Raw genomic sequence first — 15,648 nt, forward strand, 5'->3', positions numbered from 1 at the left:
GGTCAGGGGTGGCGGGGCCGGGTCGCGTAGAAGGCGACGGCGGAGGCGGCGGCCACGTTGAGCGAGTCGACGCCCGCGTCCATCGGGATACGGACGTGGTCGTCGACCGCGGCGAGTGTCCTGGGGGTGAGGCCCGCCCCCTCCGTACCGAAGACGAGGGCGAGCCGTTCGTCCTTCCGCGCGGCGAGCTCGTCCAGGGTGATCGCCCGTTCGCTGAGGCAGAGGGCGGCAACCGTGAAACCCGCCGCGTGCAGCACCCCGACGTCCTCGGGCCAGGATTCCAGCCGGGTCCACGGCACCTGGAAGACACCGCCCATGGAGACCTTCACCGCTCGCCGGTAGAAGGGGTCGGCGCAGCGCGGGGTGAGCAGCACCGTGTCTACGCCGAGAGCCGCCGCGTTGCGGAAGGCGGCCCCGATGTTGGCGTGGTCGACGATGTCCTCGAAGACGGCGACCCGGCGGGCCCCGGCCAGCAGCCCGGCGGCGTCCGGCAGCGGCTCGCGCCGCATGGAGGCGAGGGCACCGCGGTGCACGTGGTACCCCGTGACCCGCTCGGCGAGTTCAGGGGTGACCACGTACACCGGTGACTCGGCCGCCTCGATGACATCGCCCATCACCTCGGTCCACTTGGGGGTGAGCAGCATGGAGCGCATCGCGTACCCGGCCTGCCCGGCGCGGCGGATCACCTTCTCGCCCTCGGCGATGAAGAGGCCCTCCTCGGGTTCGCGCCTGCGGCGCAGTTCGACGTCGGTGAGGCCCGTGTAGTCGTGCAGGCGCGGGTCGTCGGGGTCCTCGACGGTGATGATCTCTGCCACAGGAGTGCTGCCTCGTCCGGAGTGGGGGCGACGGTGGGACCGTCGGTTACGCGGTGGGGGTCGCGAGGGCGTCGGGTCCTACGGCGACGACCTCACCGATGACGATGACGGCCGGTGGCCGTACGTCCTCGGTCACGGCCCGCTCGCCGACGGTGGCGAGTGTCGCGTCGACGCGGCGCTGCGCGGCGGTGGTGCCCTCCTGGACGAGGGCGACCGGGGTGGCGGGGTCCTTGCCGTGGGCGATGAGGGCCTCCGCGATGGCGCCGATCTTGTCGACGGCCATGAGGAGGACGAGGGTCCCGCGCAGCCGGGCGAGGGCCGCCCAGTCGACGAGGGAACGGGGGTCCTCGGGGGCGACGTGCCCGCTGACGACGGTGAACTCGTGCGCGACGCCCCGGTGGGTGACGGGGATTCCGGCGGCACCGGGCACGGAGATGGAGCTGGAGATGCCGGGGACGACGGTGCACGGGATGCCTTCGGCGGCGAGCGCCTGGGCCTCTTCCATGCCGCGGCCGAAGACGAACGGGTCGCCGCCCTTGAGCCGGACGACGGCCTTGCCCGCCTTCGCGTGTTCTATGAGCGCCCGGTTGATCGCCTCCTGCGCCATGAAACGGCCGTAGGGGATCTTCGCGGCGTCGATGACCTCGACGTGCGGGGGCAGTTCGTCCAGGAGGTCGCGGGGGCCGAGCCGGTCGGCGATGACGACGTCGGCAGCGGCGAGCAGCCGGCGCCCCCGCACGGTGATCAGGTCGGGGTCGCCGGGTCCGCCGCCGACGAGCCAGACGCCCGGGGTGTGGGTGCGGTGGTGCGGGGCGGCGAGGGTGCCGTCGCGGAGTCCCTCGACGATGGCGTCGCGCACGGCTGCGGAGTGGCGCGGGTCGCGGCCCCGGGAGGTGGTGGTGAGCACCGCGACCGTGACGTTCTCGCTGCGGCCGGTGGCGGGGGTCCAGGCGGTGGCCGCCTCGGCGTCGTCGCTGCGGACGCACCAGGTCCGGGTGCGCTCGGCCTCGGCGGACGCGGCGGCGTTGGCCGCGGGGTCGCTGCTGGCGACGAGGGCGTACCAGGTGTCGGCGAGGTCGCCGTCCGCGTACCGGCGGCGTTCCCAGCGGATCTCCCCGGCGTCGGCCATCGCCTCGACGGAGGGGGTGGCCGACGGCGAGACGAGGGTGATGTCGGCGCCGGTCGCGATGAGTGCGGGGAGGCGGCGCTGCGCGACCTGGCCGCCGCCGACGACGACGACGCGGCGCCCGTTCAGGCGCAGTCCGACGGGGTACGCGGGGTGATCGACGTGCTCGGCCATGGCGGTGCTGGCTCCTCGGCAGGGAACGGTGCGTGCGGCGCGGTGGGGCGCCGTACGGGGAGTCCGGTCCGGCGTACGGGACGCGGCGGCGGCGGACGGGGCTGCCGCTGCGGCTCTGGAGCGGCTGTGACGTGCGGGTTCAGCAGGTGGGGCGGGGACCACCATACGGGGTGGGGCCGCCCGGGGGCAGGGCCCCGGGGAGCACGTCCCCGTCCCCGGGCGGGCGCGGGGCCCGGCCGGGGACGGGGACGGCCTCGGGGCTGTCCCGTACTACTTCTCCGTGACGCCCGCCGAGTCGAACGTCGCCACCTCGTTCATGGCACGCGCGGCGCTCTGCACGATCGGGAGCGCGAGCAGGGCGCCCGTGCCCTCGCCGAGGCGGAGGTCGAGGTCGATCAGCGGACGCAGGCCGAGCTTGTTGAGCGCGGCCACGTGGCCGGGCTCCGCGCTGCGGTGGCCCGCGATGCAGGCGGCGAGTGCCTCGGGGGCGATCGCGCGGGCGACAAGGGCTGCGGCGCCGGCGCTCACGCCGTCCAGGATGACCGGGGTGCGCAGCGAGGCGCCCCCCAGGAGGTAGCCGGCCATGGCCGCGTGCTCCAGGCCGCCGACGGCCGCGAGCACACCGATCGGGTCGGCCGGGTCGGGCTGGTGCAGTTCCAGGGCACGACGGACCACGTCGATCTTGCGGGCGTGCATCTCGTCGTTGATGCCGGTGCCCCGCCCGGTGACCTCGGAGGGGTCGGCACCGGTGTAGACGCAGATGAGGGCGGCCGACGCCGTGGTGTTGGCGATGCCCATCTCGCCGATGAGGAGGCCCTTGTTGCCTGCGGCGACGAGGTCGCGGGCCGTCTCGATGCCGACCTCGATCGCGGCGAGGACGTCCTCGCGGCTCATCGCCGGACCGGTGGTGAAGTCCGCGGTGCCGGGCCGCACCTTCCGGGGCAACAGGCCCGGGGTGGCGGGGAGTTCGGTGGCGACCCCGACGTCCACCACGCAGACCTCGGCGCCGACCTGGCTCGCGAAGGCGTTGCAGACGGCGCCGCCGGCCAGGAAGTTGGCCACCATCTGCCCGGTGACCTCCTGGGGCCAGGAGGTCACCCCTTGGGCGTGCACGCCGTGGTCGCCGGCGAAGATCGCGACGGCCGCGGGCTCCGGGACCGGCGGCGGGCACATCCGGGAGAGTCCGGAGAGCTGCGCCGAGATGATCTCCAGCATGCCGAGCGCACCTGCGGGGGTGGTCATCCGCTTCTGGCGTTCCCATGCCTCGCCGAGCGCCTTGGCGTCCAGCGGGCGGATGTTGGCGATGGTCTCCTGGAGCAGGTCGTGCGGCTCCTCGCCGGGGAGCGCCCGGCGACCGTACGTCTCCTCGTGGACGACCCAGGAGAGCGGGCGGCGCTTGGACCAGCCGGCCTGCATCAGTTCGGGTTCGTCGGGGAACTCGTCGACGTACCCGACGCAGAGGTACGCGACGATTTCGAGGTGCTCGGGGAGGCCGAGGGCGCGGACCATCTCGCGCTCGTCGAAGAAGCTGACCCATCCGACGCCGAGACCCTCGGCGCGGGCGGCGAGCCACAGGTTCTCCACGGCGAGCGCGGAGGAGTACGGGGCCATCTGCGGCTGCGTGTGGCGGCCGAGCGTGTGCCGTCCGCCGCGGGTGGGGTCGGCGGTGACGACGATGTTCACGGGGGTGTCGAGGATGGCCTCGATCTTCATCTCCCGGAACTGCTTGGCGCGGCCCTTCGGGAGCGATTTGGCGTAGGCGTCGCGCTGGCGCTGGGCGAGCTCGTGCATGGAACGCCGGGTCTCCGCCGAGCGGATGACCACGAAGTCCCAGGGCTGCGAGTGCCCGACGCTGGGGGCGTGGTGGGCGGCTTCCAGCACGCGGAGCAGGACCTCGTGCGGGATGGGGTCGCTGCGGAAGCCGTTGCGGATGTCACGGCGCTCGCGCATGACCCGCAGCACGGCCTCGCGCTCCGCCTCGTCGTAGCCGGGGGCCGGGTCGGTCGCCGGCTCCTCGGGGGCGGCTGCGTACTCGGTCTCCGGCACCTCGGCGCCGGGCAGGGCCACCGTCTCGGCGGGTGCGGTGTCGACGGGTGCGGTCCCGTCGGGTGCGGTCCCGTCAGGTGCGGTCCCGTCGGCGGGCGCCACGGGTCCGGCCGGACCGTCCGGTTCGACCTCGACGGCCGGGGCTTCGACGGCCGGGGCTTCCGGAGCCTCGGCGGGGGGGAGCTGCTCCTGTCGCACGTCCTGCTGTGCCGGTTCCGTGTACTGCGGCCCGTCGTCCTGTCCGGCGGCGGGGGTCTCGACGGCCCAGGGCGCTCCGGCGGCCTGCGGCGCGGCGAACTCCACGACTCCCCCGTCCACCGCGCCGGCCTCCTGGGCGAAGGCGGCCGGTACGGCGTCCTGGGCGAAGGCGGCCGGTACGGCGTCGTGAGCGACGGGCTCGGAGAGCGCCGCCGGCCCCGTGACCTGGAGCGGATCGGCGGCGGGCTCCTCGACGGCGGCCTCGGGGAATGCCTGCTCCGCGGGGCCAAGCGCCTCGGGGGCGGCGGCCCCAGCGGGCGCCTGGACCTGCTCGGGCAGCGGAGCCGCGGTGAACCCGGTGGCGGGCACCGAGCCCTGCACGGGGAAGTACGGCTCCTGGGTCGCCTCGGGCGCGAAGACGGGCGCCGGAGCGAAGGTTTCGCCCGCTTCGGGGACCGCCGTCCCCGCCGGGGCGATCACCGGGTCGGTCTCGGTCACCGGGACCTCCGCCGGAGCTTCTGCCGCTACCTCTGTCGGCAGCTCCGCGAGGGCGCGACCCGTCGCGAACTCCTGGGCGGGGGCGGCCGGTTCGAACCCCGGCGCCGCCTCGGGTGCGGCCGCGGCTTCCGGTGCGGGCAGCGGGAGCGCCTGGGCCGGTACGGAGTCCGCCGGGGCGGTCGCCGTCGGGTCCGCGCCGACGGGAACGATCCCGGCCGAGGCGGCTTCGGCCGACACGGCCTCGGGCGAAGGGGTCTCGGGCGAAGGGGTCTCGGCGGGCGCGGCTTCGTGGAAGGCGGGCTCGGGCGGCAGGGTCTCGCCTGCCGGGTCCACGTCCGCGACGGGCTGCTCGGCGGCGGCCACCGGCGCGGGCGCACCCCACGGGGCGGCGCCCTGCAGCGGGATCCCGGCCGACTCCGGGAGTTCGCCCAGCTGCGGGCCCGGGAGAACGGGCGCCTCGGCGTACGGGGGAACCTCGGCCGCCTGCACGGGAACCTCGGCCTGCGCCGGAACCTCGGTGTGGACGGGGGCCTCGGTGTGCGCCGGGTACTCGGGCGCCACGGGGGCCGGGGGCACCGCACGGACAGGCGCCGGGGGTTGCGGGGACCCCGCCGGGCCACGGTCGGCCAGCGAGCGCACGAGGCCGCTCTGGCCGCCGTACGAGGGGCCGCCGACCGAGGGGCCGCGGTGCAGCGGACGGCGGGACGGCGCGGAGGCCATCGCGTGCGCGGCGGCGGGTGCGGACGCCGGGGCCGGAATGCGTACTCCGCCGAGGTCGTAGGCGCCCGAGTCGTGGCCCACGGGCTCCTGGGGCGCGGGCTCCTGGGCCTGGGACGGGTAGGTGCTCTGCGGGGGGAACTGCGAAAAGGCGTCCTCGGCGGGCGCCGGGACGATCTGCGGGTCGCTCCACGCACCCTGGGCGGCGGGCATCAACAGCACGTCGTCCTCGAAGGGTGCCTGCTCGGAGGGGTCGAGGTAGGTGTAGGCATCCGGGGCGAGGACGCCCGGCTGCTCCACCATGCCTGCGTTCTCCGGCTGTCCCTCGCCCGGGATCTGGCCGGTGTCAGTCATGCGTACCCCTCGCCCATCGTCAGTGCTTCTTCGGCCCATCGCCCGGGACGCCCGCGTCACGGCACGCCGGTGCTCGTCAACTAGAACGAGCGGGCTCGCCGCGCGGCACGAAACGCCCGCAGACCTCGTACCTATTCTGGCGGCCGTTCGCCGCGGCGACAGGTCTGTCGCGCCGCGGTTCGCTGTGGACTGCGCCACTTCGCGCGTTCCCGGTTGCGCCGTACCACAGGGAGAATCTAGATGACTCCCTTTCCGGACATTGACGCACGAAGCGACGAACGACCGGTTCGGTACAACAATCGGCCAGCCTACCTTCCGCCCTGTAGCGAGCTGGTCACGGGGCAAGATCCGAACGCACCGCGCAGAGCAGGAACGCGACGGACCGTTCGCGTTCTTCCCAGTCCGAGGTGTCCAGGTCCACGGACTGGAGGAGCACGCACTCCACCGTGTAGCCGCTGCCGGAGAGCGCGGTGACGAGGGCCTCCGCCTGGTCCCGGGTGGAGGCGTGGGTGACGATCCGCTCGGGGCGCCGGTCGGCGACGGCGAGGGCCACGGGAACGCCGCCGCTGCCGATGCGTACGACATCGGGTTCGGGAAGCCGTTCGAGCACGTGCGGGGCGAGGCCCTGGACGACCTGGACGGCCACGCCGAAGGAGCGGGCCGCGGCGGTCGCCCGGGCGCAGGCGGCGGGGTCGCGGTCGACGGCGATGACGGCCGCGCCGAAGCGGGCCGCCTCGACGGCCAGCGCACCGGTTCCCGAGCCGATGTCCCAGACCAGGTCGCCGGTACGCGGGCCGAGGCGGGCCAGTTGGGCGGCGCGTATCCCGGCGGATTCGCCCTCGGTGCTCTGTCCCGTACACGACCGGTCGTGTACGGACGGTTCGTGCGCGGCGGGCGCGTGTCCGGCCGGTTCGTATCCGGCGGCCGCGTGTCCGGCGGGCGCGTTCCCGGTGCGGCGGTAGGCGTCCTCGGGCAACGCCCAGCCCCGTACGCCGTCGGGGCGGGCGGGGTCGCGGCCGCCGATCCAGCCGGCGGAGGCGGTGGTGGGGCCGCTGCCCACGACGATGACGACGTTCGGGTCGCGCCAGTCGTGGTCGGCGGCCCTGTCGGAGGTGAGGACGGTGACGCGCTCCCGGGCGGTGCCGAGCTCCTCGCAGATCACGAAGGTGCGGTGGACGCCTTCGAGCAACAGGGCCAGTTCGGCGGGGCCGGCGCCGGGTGAGGTGAGGACGGCGACCTTGTGGTGGGCCCGGCAGACGTTGACGGCACGTCGCAGGGTTCTCGGGTGGGCGACGACGACCTGGGCGTCGTCCCAGGGCATCCCGGCGCGGGCGAAGGCGGTGGCGACGGAGGAGACGGCGGGCACGACCTCGACCTCCAGGCCGTGTTCGGGCGCGCGGAGGGTGCGTACGACTCCGAAGAAGCCGGGGTCGCCGTCCGCCAGGACGACGGCGCTCCCCCGGTGTCCGGCGATGCACCGGGCGGCGAGGTCCACGCTGCCGAGGCGGATGCGCTCGGCGTCGCGGGGCACGTCGGCGAGCGCGAGGTGGTGTGCGGCTCCGGCGACGAGTGTGGCGGCGGAGAGTGCTGCCGTGGCCGCTCTGGTCAGCGGTGAGCCGTCCCAGCCGATCACCGTGACGCGGTCGGCCATCGTCGTCCGTCTCCTGGAGTGGTGGGGTGGGAGGGGGCGTTCGCCGCCGGGGCGGTGCCCGCCTCCGCGGGATGGATCCGGGTAGAGGCTATCGGGTCGCTCGCAAGGGCCGGTCCGGAGGGGAGGCGGGCGGCGGCTCTCCGTCAGTTCCAGTCGTTGAAGGTGCCGTAGCCGCCCGCGTCCGCGAGCTGCTCGGCGACGCCCTCGAGGTCCTCCGGGAGGAGTCCCCACACGATGAGGTCGGTGCGGAAGTCGACCCACTCGCCGTCCTCGGTCTGCGTCCGCGCTATCCGGGCGTTCCGCAGGACGCCCTCGCTGATGCAGCCGAGTTTCTGGGCGACCTGCTGGGAGGCGGTGTTGTCTGCCTGGGTCCGCAACTCGATGCGCTCGAAGGCCTGGTCGCGGAAGAGCCACTCGGCGAGCGCCAGCACCGACTCGGTGGCGTATCCCTCGCCCCGCGCCCAGTGGGCGGTGACGTAGACGACCTCGGTGGAGCGGGTGCGCCAGTCGGTGTTCAGCAGCCGCACGGAGCCCACGAGCCGCTGCGTGAGGAACTCGTGGACGGCGAAGACGATGCCGCGGCCCTGGGTCCGCTCACCCGGGGCGATCCGCCGGATCCACCGCTCGCCGTCGAGCCGGGTGTACGGCTGCGGGCCGTCCGTCCAGGCGGTGACGGCCTCGTCGTTCATCATGTCGGTCAGCTCCGGGAGGTCCGACATGTCGTAGGGGCGCAGCACCAGTCGGTCCGTGCTGATCGAGATCGACGGAAAGGTGGTAGTCATGCGCAGCTCCATGCCGAAGACCGGTAAAGGCACAGCATGCAGTATCGGGCGCGCGCCGCGCATGGGCGGGTCCGCGCGGCGGAGCCCCGCACCTCCTCGGCGGGAGGGACGGGGCTCCGTGGGCGGGCGCGGGGCGCCGGTCAGGAAGCGGCCGGGGTACCGAAGGCGGGGATGACGGCGCCCTCGTAGGTGTCCTCGATGTACTTCTTGACCTCGTCGGAGTTGAGGAGCTTCGCGAGCTTCTCGACGCGGGGGTCGGTCTCGCCGCCCTTCTTGACGACCAGGACGTTGGCGTACGGGTTGTCGGCCGCCTTCTCCAGGGCCAGCGCGTCCGTCGCCGGCTTGAGCCCGGCCTCGATCGCGTAGTTGCCGTTGATGACGGCGGCGTCGACGTCGTCCAGGGCGCGGGGCACGGTGGCGGCCTCCAGCTCCTTGAACTTCAGGCCCTTGGCGTCGGTGATGTCGCTCAGCCCGGCGTCGGTGCCGACACCGGCCTTGAGGGTGATCAGGCCCTGGTCGGCGAGGAGCAGGAGTGCGCGGCCCTCGTTGGTGGTGTCGTTGGGCACCGCGACCGTCTGGCCGGACTTGATGCCGGCGACGGAGTCGGCCTTCTTGGAGTAGAGGCCGAGCGGCTCCAGGTGGACGTCGACGACCGGCACGAGGTGGGTGCCGTTCTTCTTGTTGAAGTCGTCCAGGTAGGGCTTGTGCTGGAAGAAGTTGGCGTCGATCTGACCGTTCTCGGTGGCGGTGTTCGGCAGGACGTAGTCCGTGAACTCCTTGACCTCCAGTTTGAGGCCGGCCTTCGCCGCGAGGTTCTTCTTCACGAAGTTCAGGATGTCGGCGTGCGGCGTCGGGGACGCGCCCACGACGAGGGCCTTGGAGGTGTCGGCGCTCGCGCCGGTGCCTCCGGCGGCCGGGTCGGAGTCGGTACCGCAGGCGCTGAGGCCCAGGGCGAGCGCGGCGGTGGCGGCGGCTGCCGCGGAGAGCTTGATGGTCTTGCGCACGAAAAGTGCCTCTTTCGGATGGTGGTGGTGTGGGCTGTCCGGTAATCCGCGGGGGATCGGTGCGCGGCGCCGGATGCGGTGCACCGCAAGGCGGAGGAGTGTCCGGATACTGGGCGTATCCGGACGCTCCGACAACGCCGCGAGGCGCCGTAGCCGGCGTCGCGCACCCACCGGGGGTTACGGGTCAGCCCTCTTGCCCGGACAAGGAGTGCGGGCTCGGCCGTCGCGCGTACGCGGCGGAGCGGACGCGGGACGGAGTGGTGGGGCGCCGGCGGCCGGGGCGCGTCAGGCGGTGCGGCCGCGGCGGGCGAGCAGGCGTCCGGCGAGGTCGCCGATGAGCTGCACGAGGGTCACGAGGACGATGAGCAGCACGACGGTGACGATCATGAACCGGTTGTCGAAGCGCTGGAATCCGTAGGTGACGGCCTTGGAGCCGAGTCCCTCGCCGCCCACGGCGCCGGCCATCGCGGAGTATCCGATGAGCACGATCACGGTGGTGGTGACGCCCGAGATCAGCGAGGGCAGGGCCTGCGGGAGCAGGACCTTGCGGACGATGGTGGGGATGGAGCCGCCCATCGACTGGACCGCCTCGACGAGTCCGTGGTCGACCTCGCGGACGGCGGTCTCCACCAGGCGTGCGAAGAAGGGGATGGCGCCGACGGCCAGCGGGACGATCATCGCGGTCGGGCCGATGAAGGTGCCGACGACCCAGGTGGTGAAGGGGATCAGCGCGATCAGCAGGATGATGAAGGGCAGCGAGCGGCCGATGTTGACGACCACGCCGACGATCTTGTTCACCACGGTGTTCTGGAGCAGTCCGCCCTTGTCGGTGAGGACCAGCAGCACTCCGAGCGGCAGACCGACGGCGACGGTGACGACCGCGGACCACAGGACCATGTAGAGGGTGTCGACGGTGCCCTGGGTCAGCAGGGGCTGCATTTCGGACCAGGTCACTTCGCGGCCTCCTCGGTGAGCGGGGCGGTGGCTTGCTCGGGTATCGCGGTGGCGGCGGCCTCGTCCACGACCTCGGCCCGCAACCCCTGCTCGCGCAGGAAGCCGATGGGCACGACGTTCTCCTCGAAGCCGCCGGGCAGCTCGATGCGCATGCGGCCGATCTGGTTGCCGCCCACGGTGTCCATGGCCGCGCCGAGGATCGAGATGTCGATGTTGTACGTACGGGAGAGCTGGGAGATCACCGGTCGGCCGGCCGAGTCGCCGTGGAAGGTGACGTCGACGACGGTGCGGCCGGGGCCGGAGGTGCCGCCGCCGACGGGGAAGAGTGCGTGGGCCAGCTCGGAGCCTGGGGTGGCGAGGAGTTCGCCGACCGTGCCGGACTCGACCACGCGGCCCCGGCGCATCAGCGCGGCGGAGTCGCAGACCGTCTTGACGACGTCCATCTCGTGGGTGATGAGCAGGACGGTCAGGCCGAGCTGCTGGTTGAGGTCGCGCAGCAACTGGAGGATGGACCGGGTGGTCTCGGGGTCCAGCGCCGAGGTCGCCTCGTCCGAGAGCAGCACCTTCGGGTCGCCGGCCAAGGCGCGGGCGATGCCCACGCGCTGTTTCTGGCCACCGGAGAGCTGTCCGGGATACGCCTTCGCCTTGTCGCCGAGCCCGACCAGGTCGAGCAGTTCGAGTGCCCTGCGGGAGCGGTCGCGGCCGGGCACGCCGAGGATCTCCAGCGGGAGTTCCACGTTGCCCTGGACGGTGCGCGAGGCCAGCAGGTTGAAGTGCTGGAAGACCATGCCGATGCGGCTACGCGCCTCGCGCAGTTCCTTGCCCGCCCGGCGGCCCCGGCCGGCGAGGGCGGTGAGGTCCTGACCGGCCACGGTCACGGTGCCGGAGGTGGGTCGCTCCAGCAGGTTGACGCAGCGGATGAGGGAGGACTTGCCGGCGCCGCTCTGGCCGATGACGCCGAAGACCTCACCCTCCTCGACGTGCAGATCGACTCCGCCGAGTGCGGTGACCTCACGGTCGCGCGACTGGTAGACCTTCGTGAGGCCCGAAGTGGTGATCACAGGGTTTCCGTCACTGTCGAGTGCTCGCGGCGGTGTGGTGCGCCGGGCACGGGGCGATCGTCCGAGGGAGACGCACCGGCCCTCGTCGGCCGGGATCTCGGCACGGCCGCGGCACAGGGGTACCGGTCGAGCCGTGCGGGGCCGGAGCGTCCCTACCGGGGAACCGGGAGGCGACGACGCCGGCGCGGTCTCGCTTCGGGGCGCGAGACTCTGGCGGGGGCCCTCAGATGGCGCGCATTCGACACATACAGCGAGCACCGGGCGTACGGATCGCCTCGGTCGCACGGGTGCGGCTGCTCGTCGTGGTCATGCGCCAAGTAAAACAGATGTAACGACGAGCGGAACCGGTGCGTCCGGATGCCGGACACTCCCGCCGAGACCGCCGACCGCCGCCGCGCCCCGTCACGCCCCGCTCGCGTACCTCTCCGACCTGCGGGAACGCGGCCACTGGGCGAGGTCGCCCGGCCGGGGCCCCCGGCCTTTGCCCGGCCCGGGTTCCTGTGGCGGACGCCACGGCCCGCCGGGGCGGGCGCGCGCCCCGGCCGGGCGCCAGGCACCGCTGCCCTGCCTTCGCCGGGCCCCGTGCACGACTTCGGGGCCTTCGCACACGAGTGCCCGGCCTTCGCGCACGACCGCCGGGAGGCGGGGCCGGACGCGGGCAGGGGGTACGGCCGTAATACCCTCGGCTCATGCTCGACGCCCTGACGGTCACGCTCGCCGTGGCCGCGCTCGCCCTCGCCGCCTGGTGCGGATTCGCCGCCTACCGGGACCAGCCGACCAAGGACTGGCACTTCATCGGCATGGCGGTCGTCACGCTGCTGGCCCTCGCCCAGCTGGTGGTGGGGATCGTGCAGCTGGGGCGCGGCGAGCGCCCGGAGCAGGGCATGACGATCTTCATCTGCTATCTCATCGGCTGTTTCGCGGCCGTTCCCGCGGCGGGATTCCTGTCACTGAGCGAGCGCACCCGCTGGGGCTCGGCGACGGTGGCCGCCGGCGCGGTGGTGCTGGCCGTGCTCGAAGTACGGCTCTACGACATCTGGGGAAACTGACGTGACCGGTACCGATCGCACCGAGACCCCGGCACCGGCCGGAGCGGCGGCGCAGAAGCAGCCGTTCGACCTGGGCACCGGCCCCGGGCGCGTACTCGTCTGGTTCTACGGGGTGTTCACGGTCGCCGCCGCCTCGCGGGCGATCGTCCAGATCATCCTGGACTTCGGCAAGGCTCCGCTGGCGTACGTACTGTCGGCCGTCGCCGCCCTGGTGTACGGGTTCATCACGTACTCCCTGGTGCGCGGCGGCGAGAAGGCGCGCCGGGCCGCCCTGGTCTGCTGCGCCGCCGAACTCACGGGCGTTCTGATCGTGGGCACCTGGACGATGCTGGAGCCCTCCGCCTTCGCGGACGCCACCGTCTGGTCGGACTTCGGCATGGGCTACGTCTTCATCCCGGTGATCCTGCCGGTCACCGGACTGCTCTGGCTGCGCCGGGCCAAGCAGGCCTGATACCGGGTGCGTTCCCGGGCCCGCGGGGTCCGGGGCGATGTGCGGTGACCGCGCGGTCCCGCTCCGCACGTCGCGTGCGGGCGGGACTTCGCGTTCCTGCCGGCCGGGGAGCCGCCCGGCCGTGGAGCCGCTACGCGCTCGCCAGGTACTCCTGGGCCGCCGGGGCCTCCTTCTCCAGCAGGATCTGGCGCACCCCGTCCTCGCCGGTCTCCGCGCCGATCTGCGCGTATCCGGCGCGGCGGTAGAGGCGCAAATTGCCCTCGCTGCGGTGCCCGGTGTGCAGCCTGAAGCGGGTGGCCGCGCGTTCGGCCGCGAGCCCCGTCTCCGCCGCGCGCAGCAGCCGGGCGCCGAGGCCGTGGCCCTGGAGCCGGGGGTGGACGCAGAGCTTGCCGATCCGGCCGGTGCCGTCCTCCGCCGTGAACCCCCGGACGGCGCCGACGACCTCGTCGCCGAGCCGGGCCACGAAGACCAGGTCGGTGGCGAGTTCGTCCTGGACGGACTCCAGGGTCTGCACGAGCGGGTCGATGCGGTAGTTCCCGTAGAGCTCCGCCTCGCTCTGGAAACAGAGGTACTGGAGCCTGAAGAGCTGCTCGGCGTCGTCAGGGTCCGCCGCCGAGATGATCACACTCATGCCCATGTGTGCATGCCTTCCGCTCACCTGATAGGCCGGTTGTCTATCGCACCCTTCCCCGCGTGCCGGGAGCGGCAACCTCGGCCGCGAGCATTCTGCGGAGACATCCAAGACATCGGGAACGAATCGGCCCCAAGCTCCCCTGTGACATACCCAACTCCCCCGCGATTTCACGGTAGGTGCGGTCGCCGGGGTCGAGCAGGGCGGTCAACAGCCCGGTGCAGCGGCCGGGCAGCCGGGCGACGGCCGCGCGCAGCGCCCGCCGTTCGGCGGCGCCGAGGGTGGCGCGCTCCGGACAGCTGCCCGGTCCCGCGACGGGACCGCCGTCGGCGTGCGGGAGTTCACGCAGGGCGGCGCGGCGGGCCCCGCGGACCTCGGCGCGTACGGTCTCGCGCACCCAGCGGGGCGGATCGGGTAACGGAACCCCGGAGGCGAGGCGCTCCAGCAACCTCAGCCAGACGGTCTGTTCGAGGTCGGCCGGGTCCGTGCCCGTCGCCGGCGCCTCGGCCGTCACCTCGGCGCGGACCAGCGGGTGCAGGGCCGTCAGCACCACGACGGTGTACGCGGTGGGAGCGCCCGGAGCGCGGTGGGAGCGGGGGGCGACGCCCGGCGCGCGGCCGGGGGAGGTCGTCCCGCGCCCGGCGAGGGGTGTTGCGGGTTCGGCGGTGGTCACGCCCGCTCAACGCGTCCCGCGCGCGGGTGGTTGCACGGGGCGGGAAGTGCCACCCGACCGGGGCACGGCGGGTCCGGCGCTGACGGCGGACCGGCCCCGCCCCGGCGGGTGGAGGGGACCGTCAGGCGCGGTGGGCGTCGGCCGCCGCGAGGAGTGCGGTGTCGGCGTTGTCGGAGAAGATCCCGTCGATGCCGGTCGCGAAGTACGCGCGGAAGGCGCCGAACGCGTCGCCGTACGCATTGGGGTCGGTGCCCCAGCGGAACTCGGTGGGCAGGAAGACGTTCTCGTTGCGCATCGTGTACGGGTGCAGGATCAGCCCCTGCGCGTGCGCGTCCCGGACCAGGGTGGTCGGCGCGGCGAGGCGGCCGGCGGAGTCCCTGGGGACGACCAGGTCGAGGGTGGGGCCGATGCCCTGGGCGAAGGAGGCAATCCACTTCAGGCCGGCCGGGGTGACGAGGTCGGCGACGGTGCGCGGGTCGCCCGCTTCGGTGAAGTCCCAGGGGCGCGAGGTCGCGCCGCCGAGCAGCACGATGCGCGGGGTGGACACCAGTCGGGAGAGCCGTCGCACGGAGTCGGGCTCGAACGACTGGAGGATGAGGGCGGCGTCGGCGCGGTCGCGTCCGTAGCGGCGCAGCAGCTTGGCGAGCGGCTCCTCCAGCGCCAGGCCGAGCTTCCGGAAGTACGTGGGGTGCTTGGTCTCGGTGTAGAGCCAGACCGGCTTGCCGCGCTTGCGGCCCTCGGCGTCGGCCCAGCGCAGGACCTCCTCGAAGGTGGGGATCTCCCAGCGGCCGTCGTAGAGGGTGTTCTTCTGACGGTTGCCGGGGATGCGCTCGGTGGCCCGCAGGGTCTTGAGCTCGGCGAGGGTGAAGTCCTCGGTGAACCAGCCGGTCAGCGGGACACCGTCGACCGTCTTGGTGGTCTTGCGGCCTGCGAACTCGGGGTGGGAGGCGACGTCGGTGGTACCGGTGATGTCGTTCTCGTGGCGGCAGACGAGGTGGCCGTCCTTCGTCGGGACGAGGTCCTGCTCGATGATGTGGGCGCCGAGGTCCAGCGCGAGCCGGTACGAGCCGAGGGTGTGCTCGGGGCGGTAGCCGCTCGCGCCCCGGTGGCCGACGACGGTGGGCACGGGCAGGTCGCGCAGGTGACGCCCGGCGCCGCGCCCGCCGTCCCCGCGGGTGTCGTCGTGGCCGCGGTCGTCGGCCGCTGCGGTGCCGGCGGCCGAGAGGCCGAGAGTGGTCGTGCCGAGCACCGCGGCTCCGAGCAGGGCCCGGCGGCGGGGGCTCTTGCGCGTACGCTCTGTCATGGACGCTCCTCGCATGTGATGTTCGGGTGGCGGAACCGGCTTCGGCACGGCCCCGAGCGTAGGCACGGGGCCGGTACACCAGGGGTCGGGCGGGCCAACACACCGCGAACTCGTGTCAACACTGCGTATCCGTCGTGTGAACCCGATGTGCGGTCGGCGGG

The 15,648-nt window shown here is 73.4% G+C and carries 13 protein-coding genes; 2 read left to right on the plus strand and 11 right to left on the minus strand.

The window, feature by feature from the left end; translation table 11 throughout:
- Positions 1–2: 2 nt before the first annotated feature.
- The 8 genes from ACFYPN_RS14455 to ACFYPN_RS14490 form a co-directional block, all read right to left on the minus strand.
- Positions 3–815, minus strand: coding sequence for an RNA methyltransferase (locus ACFYPN_RS14455; protein WP_358765024.1), 813 nt, complete (start codon positions 813–815; stop codon positions 3–5).
- 46 nt (positions 816–861) lie between these two features.
- Positions 862–2,115 (minus strand): uroporphyrinogen-III C-methyltransferase, encoded by a 1,254-nt coding sequence (cobA, locus tag ACFYPN_RS14460; protein ID WP_358765022.1) that lies wholly within the window; start codon positions 2,113–2,115, stop codon positions 862–864.
- A 270-nt stretch (positions 2,116–2,385) separates the two neighbouring features.
- Positions 2,386–5,928 carry a nicotinate-nucleotide--dimethylbenzimidazole phosphoribosyltransferase gene (cobT, locus tag ACFYPN_RS14465; RefSeq protein ID WP_389298360.1) on the minus strand — a complete coding sequence of 1,181 codons (3,543 nt, stop codon included), beginning with the start codon at positions 5,926–5,928 and terminating at the stop codon, positions 2,386–2,388.
- Positions 5,929–6,262: 334 nt separating this feature from the next.
- Positions 6,263–7,579: a precorrin-6y C5,15-methyltransferase (decarboxylating) subunit CbiE gene (gene cbiE / locus ACFYPN_RS14470; protein ID WP_389298362.1), complete on the minus strand. Its 1,317-nt coding sequence runs from the start codon at positions 7,577–7,579 to the stop codon at positions 6,263–6,265.
- Positions 7,580–7,722: 143 nt separating this feature from the next.
- On the minus strand, positions 7,723–8,361 hold the full coding sequence (locus ACFYPN_RS14475) for a GNAT family N-acetyltransferase (RefSeq protein ID WP_358765016.1): 639 nt from the start codon (positions 8,359–8,361) through the stop codon (positions 7,723–7,725).
- 140 nt (positions 8,362–8,501) lie between these two features.
- Positions 8,502–9,365: a MetQ/NlpA family ABC transporter substrate-binding protein gene (locus ACFYPN_RS14480; protein ID WP_389298364.1), complete on the minus strand. Its 864-nt coding sequence runs from the start codon at positions 9,363–9,365 to the stop codon at positions 8,502–8,504.
- Between the two features lie 285 nt (positions 9,366–9,650).
- Positions 9,651–10,319 carry a methionine ABC transporter permease gene (locus ACFYPN_RS14485; protein WP_358765013.1) on the minus strand — a complete coding sequence of 223 codons (669 nt, stop codon included), beginning with the start codon at positions 10,317–10,319 and terminating at the stop codon, positions 9,651–9,653.
- Complete coding sequence (locus ACFYPN_RS14490) at positions 10,316–11,380, minus strand: methionine ABC transporter ATP-binding protein (protein ID WP_389298366.1); 1,065 nt, start codon at positions 11,378–11,380, stop codon at positions 10,316–10,318. The genes ACFYPN_RS14485 and ACFYPN_RS14490 overlap by 4 nt, the downstream gene beginning before the upstream one ends.
- Positions 11,381–12,069: 689 nt before the next feature.
- Here ACFYPN_RS14490 and ACFYPN_RS14495 point away from each other — a divergent pair.
- Positions 12,070–12,429 (plus strand): hypothetical protein, encoded by a 360-nt coding sequence (locus tag ACFYPN_RS14495; RefSeq protein WP_358765009.1) that lies wholly within the window; start codon positions 12,070–12,072, stop codon positions 12,427–12,429.
- A gap of 1 nt (position 12,430) precedes the next feature.
- Positions 12,431–12,880 (plus strand): hypothetical protein, encoded by a 450-nt coding sequence (locus ACFYPN_RS14500; protein WP_358765007.1) that lies wholly within the window; start codon positions 12,431–12,433, stop codon positions 12,878–12,880.
- A 130-nt stretch (positions 12,881–13,010) separates the two neighbouring features.
- Here the strand turns inward: ACFYPN_RS14500 and ACFYPN_RS14505 are convergent, their stop codons facing one another.
- The 3 genes from ACFYPN_RS14505 to ACFYPN_RS14515 all read right to left on the minus strand — a co-directional run bounded on the left by ACFYPN_RS14505 (position 13,011) and on the right by ACFYPN_RS14515 (position 15,487).
- Positions 13,011–13,517, minus strand: a complete 507-nt coding sequence (locus ACFYPN_RS14505) for a GNAT family N-acetyltransferase (protein WP_358765005.1) — start codon at positions 13,515–13,517, stop codon at positions 13,011–13,013.
- Between the two features lie 37 nt (positions 13,518–13,554).
- Positions 13,555–14,064, minus strand: coding sequence for a sigma-70 family RNA polymerase sigma factor (locus ACFYPN_RS14510; RefSeq protein ID WP_358765049.1), 510 nt, complete (start codon positions 14,062–14,064; stop codon positions 13,555–13,557).
- 241 nt (positions 14,065–14,305) lie between these two features.
- Positions 14,306–15,487: a glycerophosphodiester phosphodiesterase gene (locus tag ACFYPN_RS14515; RefSeq protein WP_389298369.1), complete on the minus strand. Its 1,182-nt coding sequence runs from the start codon at positions 15,485–15,487 to the stop codon at positions 14,306–14,308.
- Positions 15,488–15,648 lie beyond the last annotated feature (161 nt).

Origin of the sequence: Streptomyces sp. NPDC005576 (assembly GCF_042871745.1) — a bacterium.
GTDB lineage: Bacteria > Actinomycetota > Actinomycetes > Streptomycetales > Streptomycetaceae > Streptomyces.

Coding starts and splice junctions, on each gene's coding strand:
- cobA (WP_358765022.1), bottom strand. CDS start 2,115: ATGGCCGAGCACGTCGATCACCCCGCGTACCCCGTCGGACTGCGCCTG.
- cobT (WP_389298360.1), bottom strand. CDS start 5,928: ATGACTGACACCGGCCAGATCCCGGGCGAGGGACAGCCGGAGAACGCA.
- cbiE (WP_389298362.1), bottom strand. CDS start 7,579: ATGGCCGACCGCGTCACGGTGATCGGCTGGGACGGCTCACCGCTGACC.
- ACFYPN_RS14475 (WP_358765016.1), bottom strand. CDS start 8,361: ATGACTACCACCTTTCCGTCGATCTCGATCAGCACGGACCGACTGGTG.
- ACFYPN_RS14495 (WP_358765009.1), top strand. CDS start 12,070: ATGCTCGACGCCCTGACGGTCACGCTCGCCGTGGCCGCGCTCGCCCTC.
- ACFYPN_RS14505 (WP_358765005.1), bottom strand. CDS start 13,517: ATGGGCATGAGTGTGATCATCTCGGCGGCGGACCCTGACGACGCCGAG.
- ACFYPN_RS14515 (WP_389298369.1), bottom strand. CDS start 15,487: ATGACAGAGCGTACGCGCAAGAGCCCCCGCCGCCGGGCCCTGCTCGGA.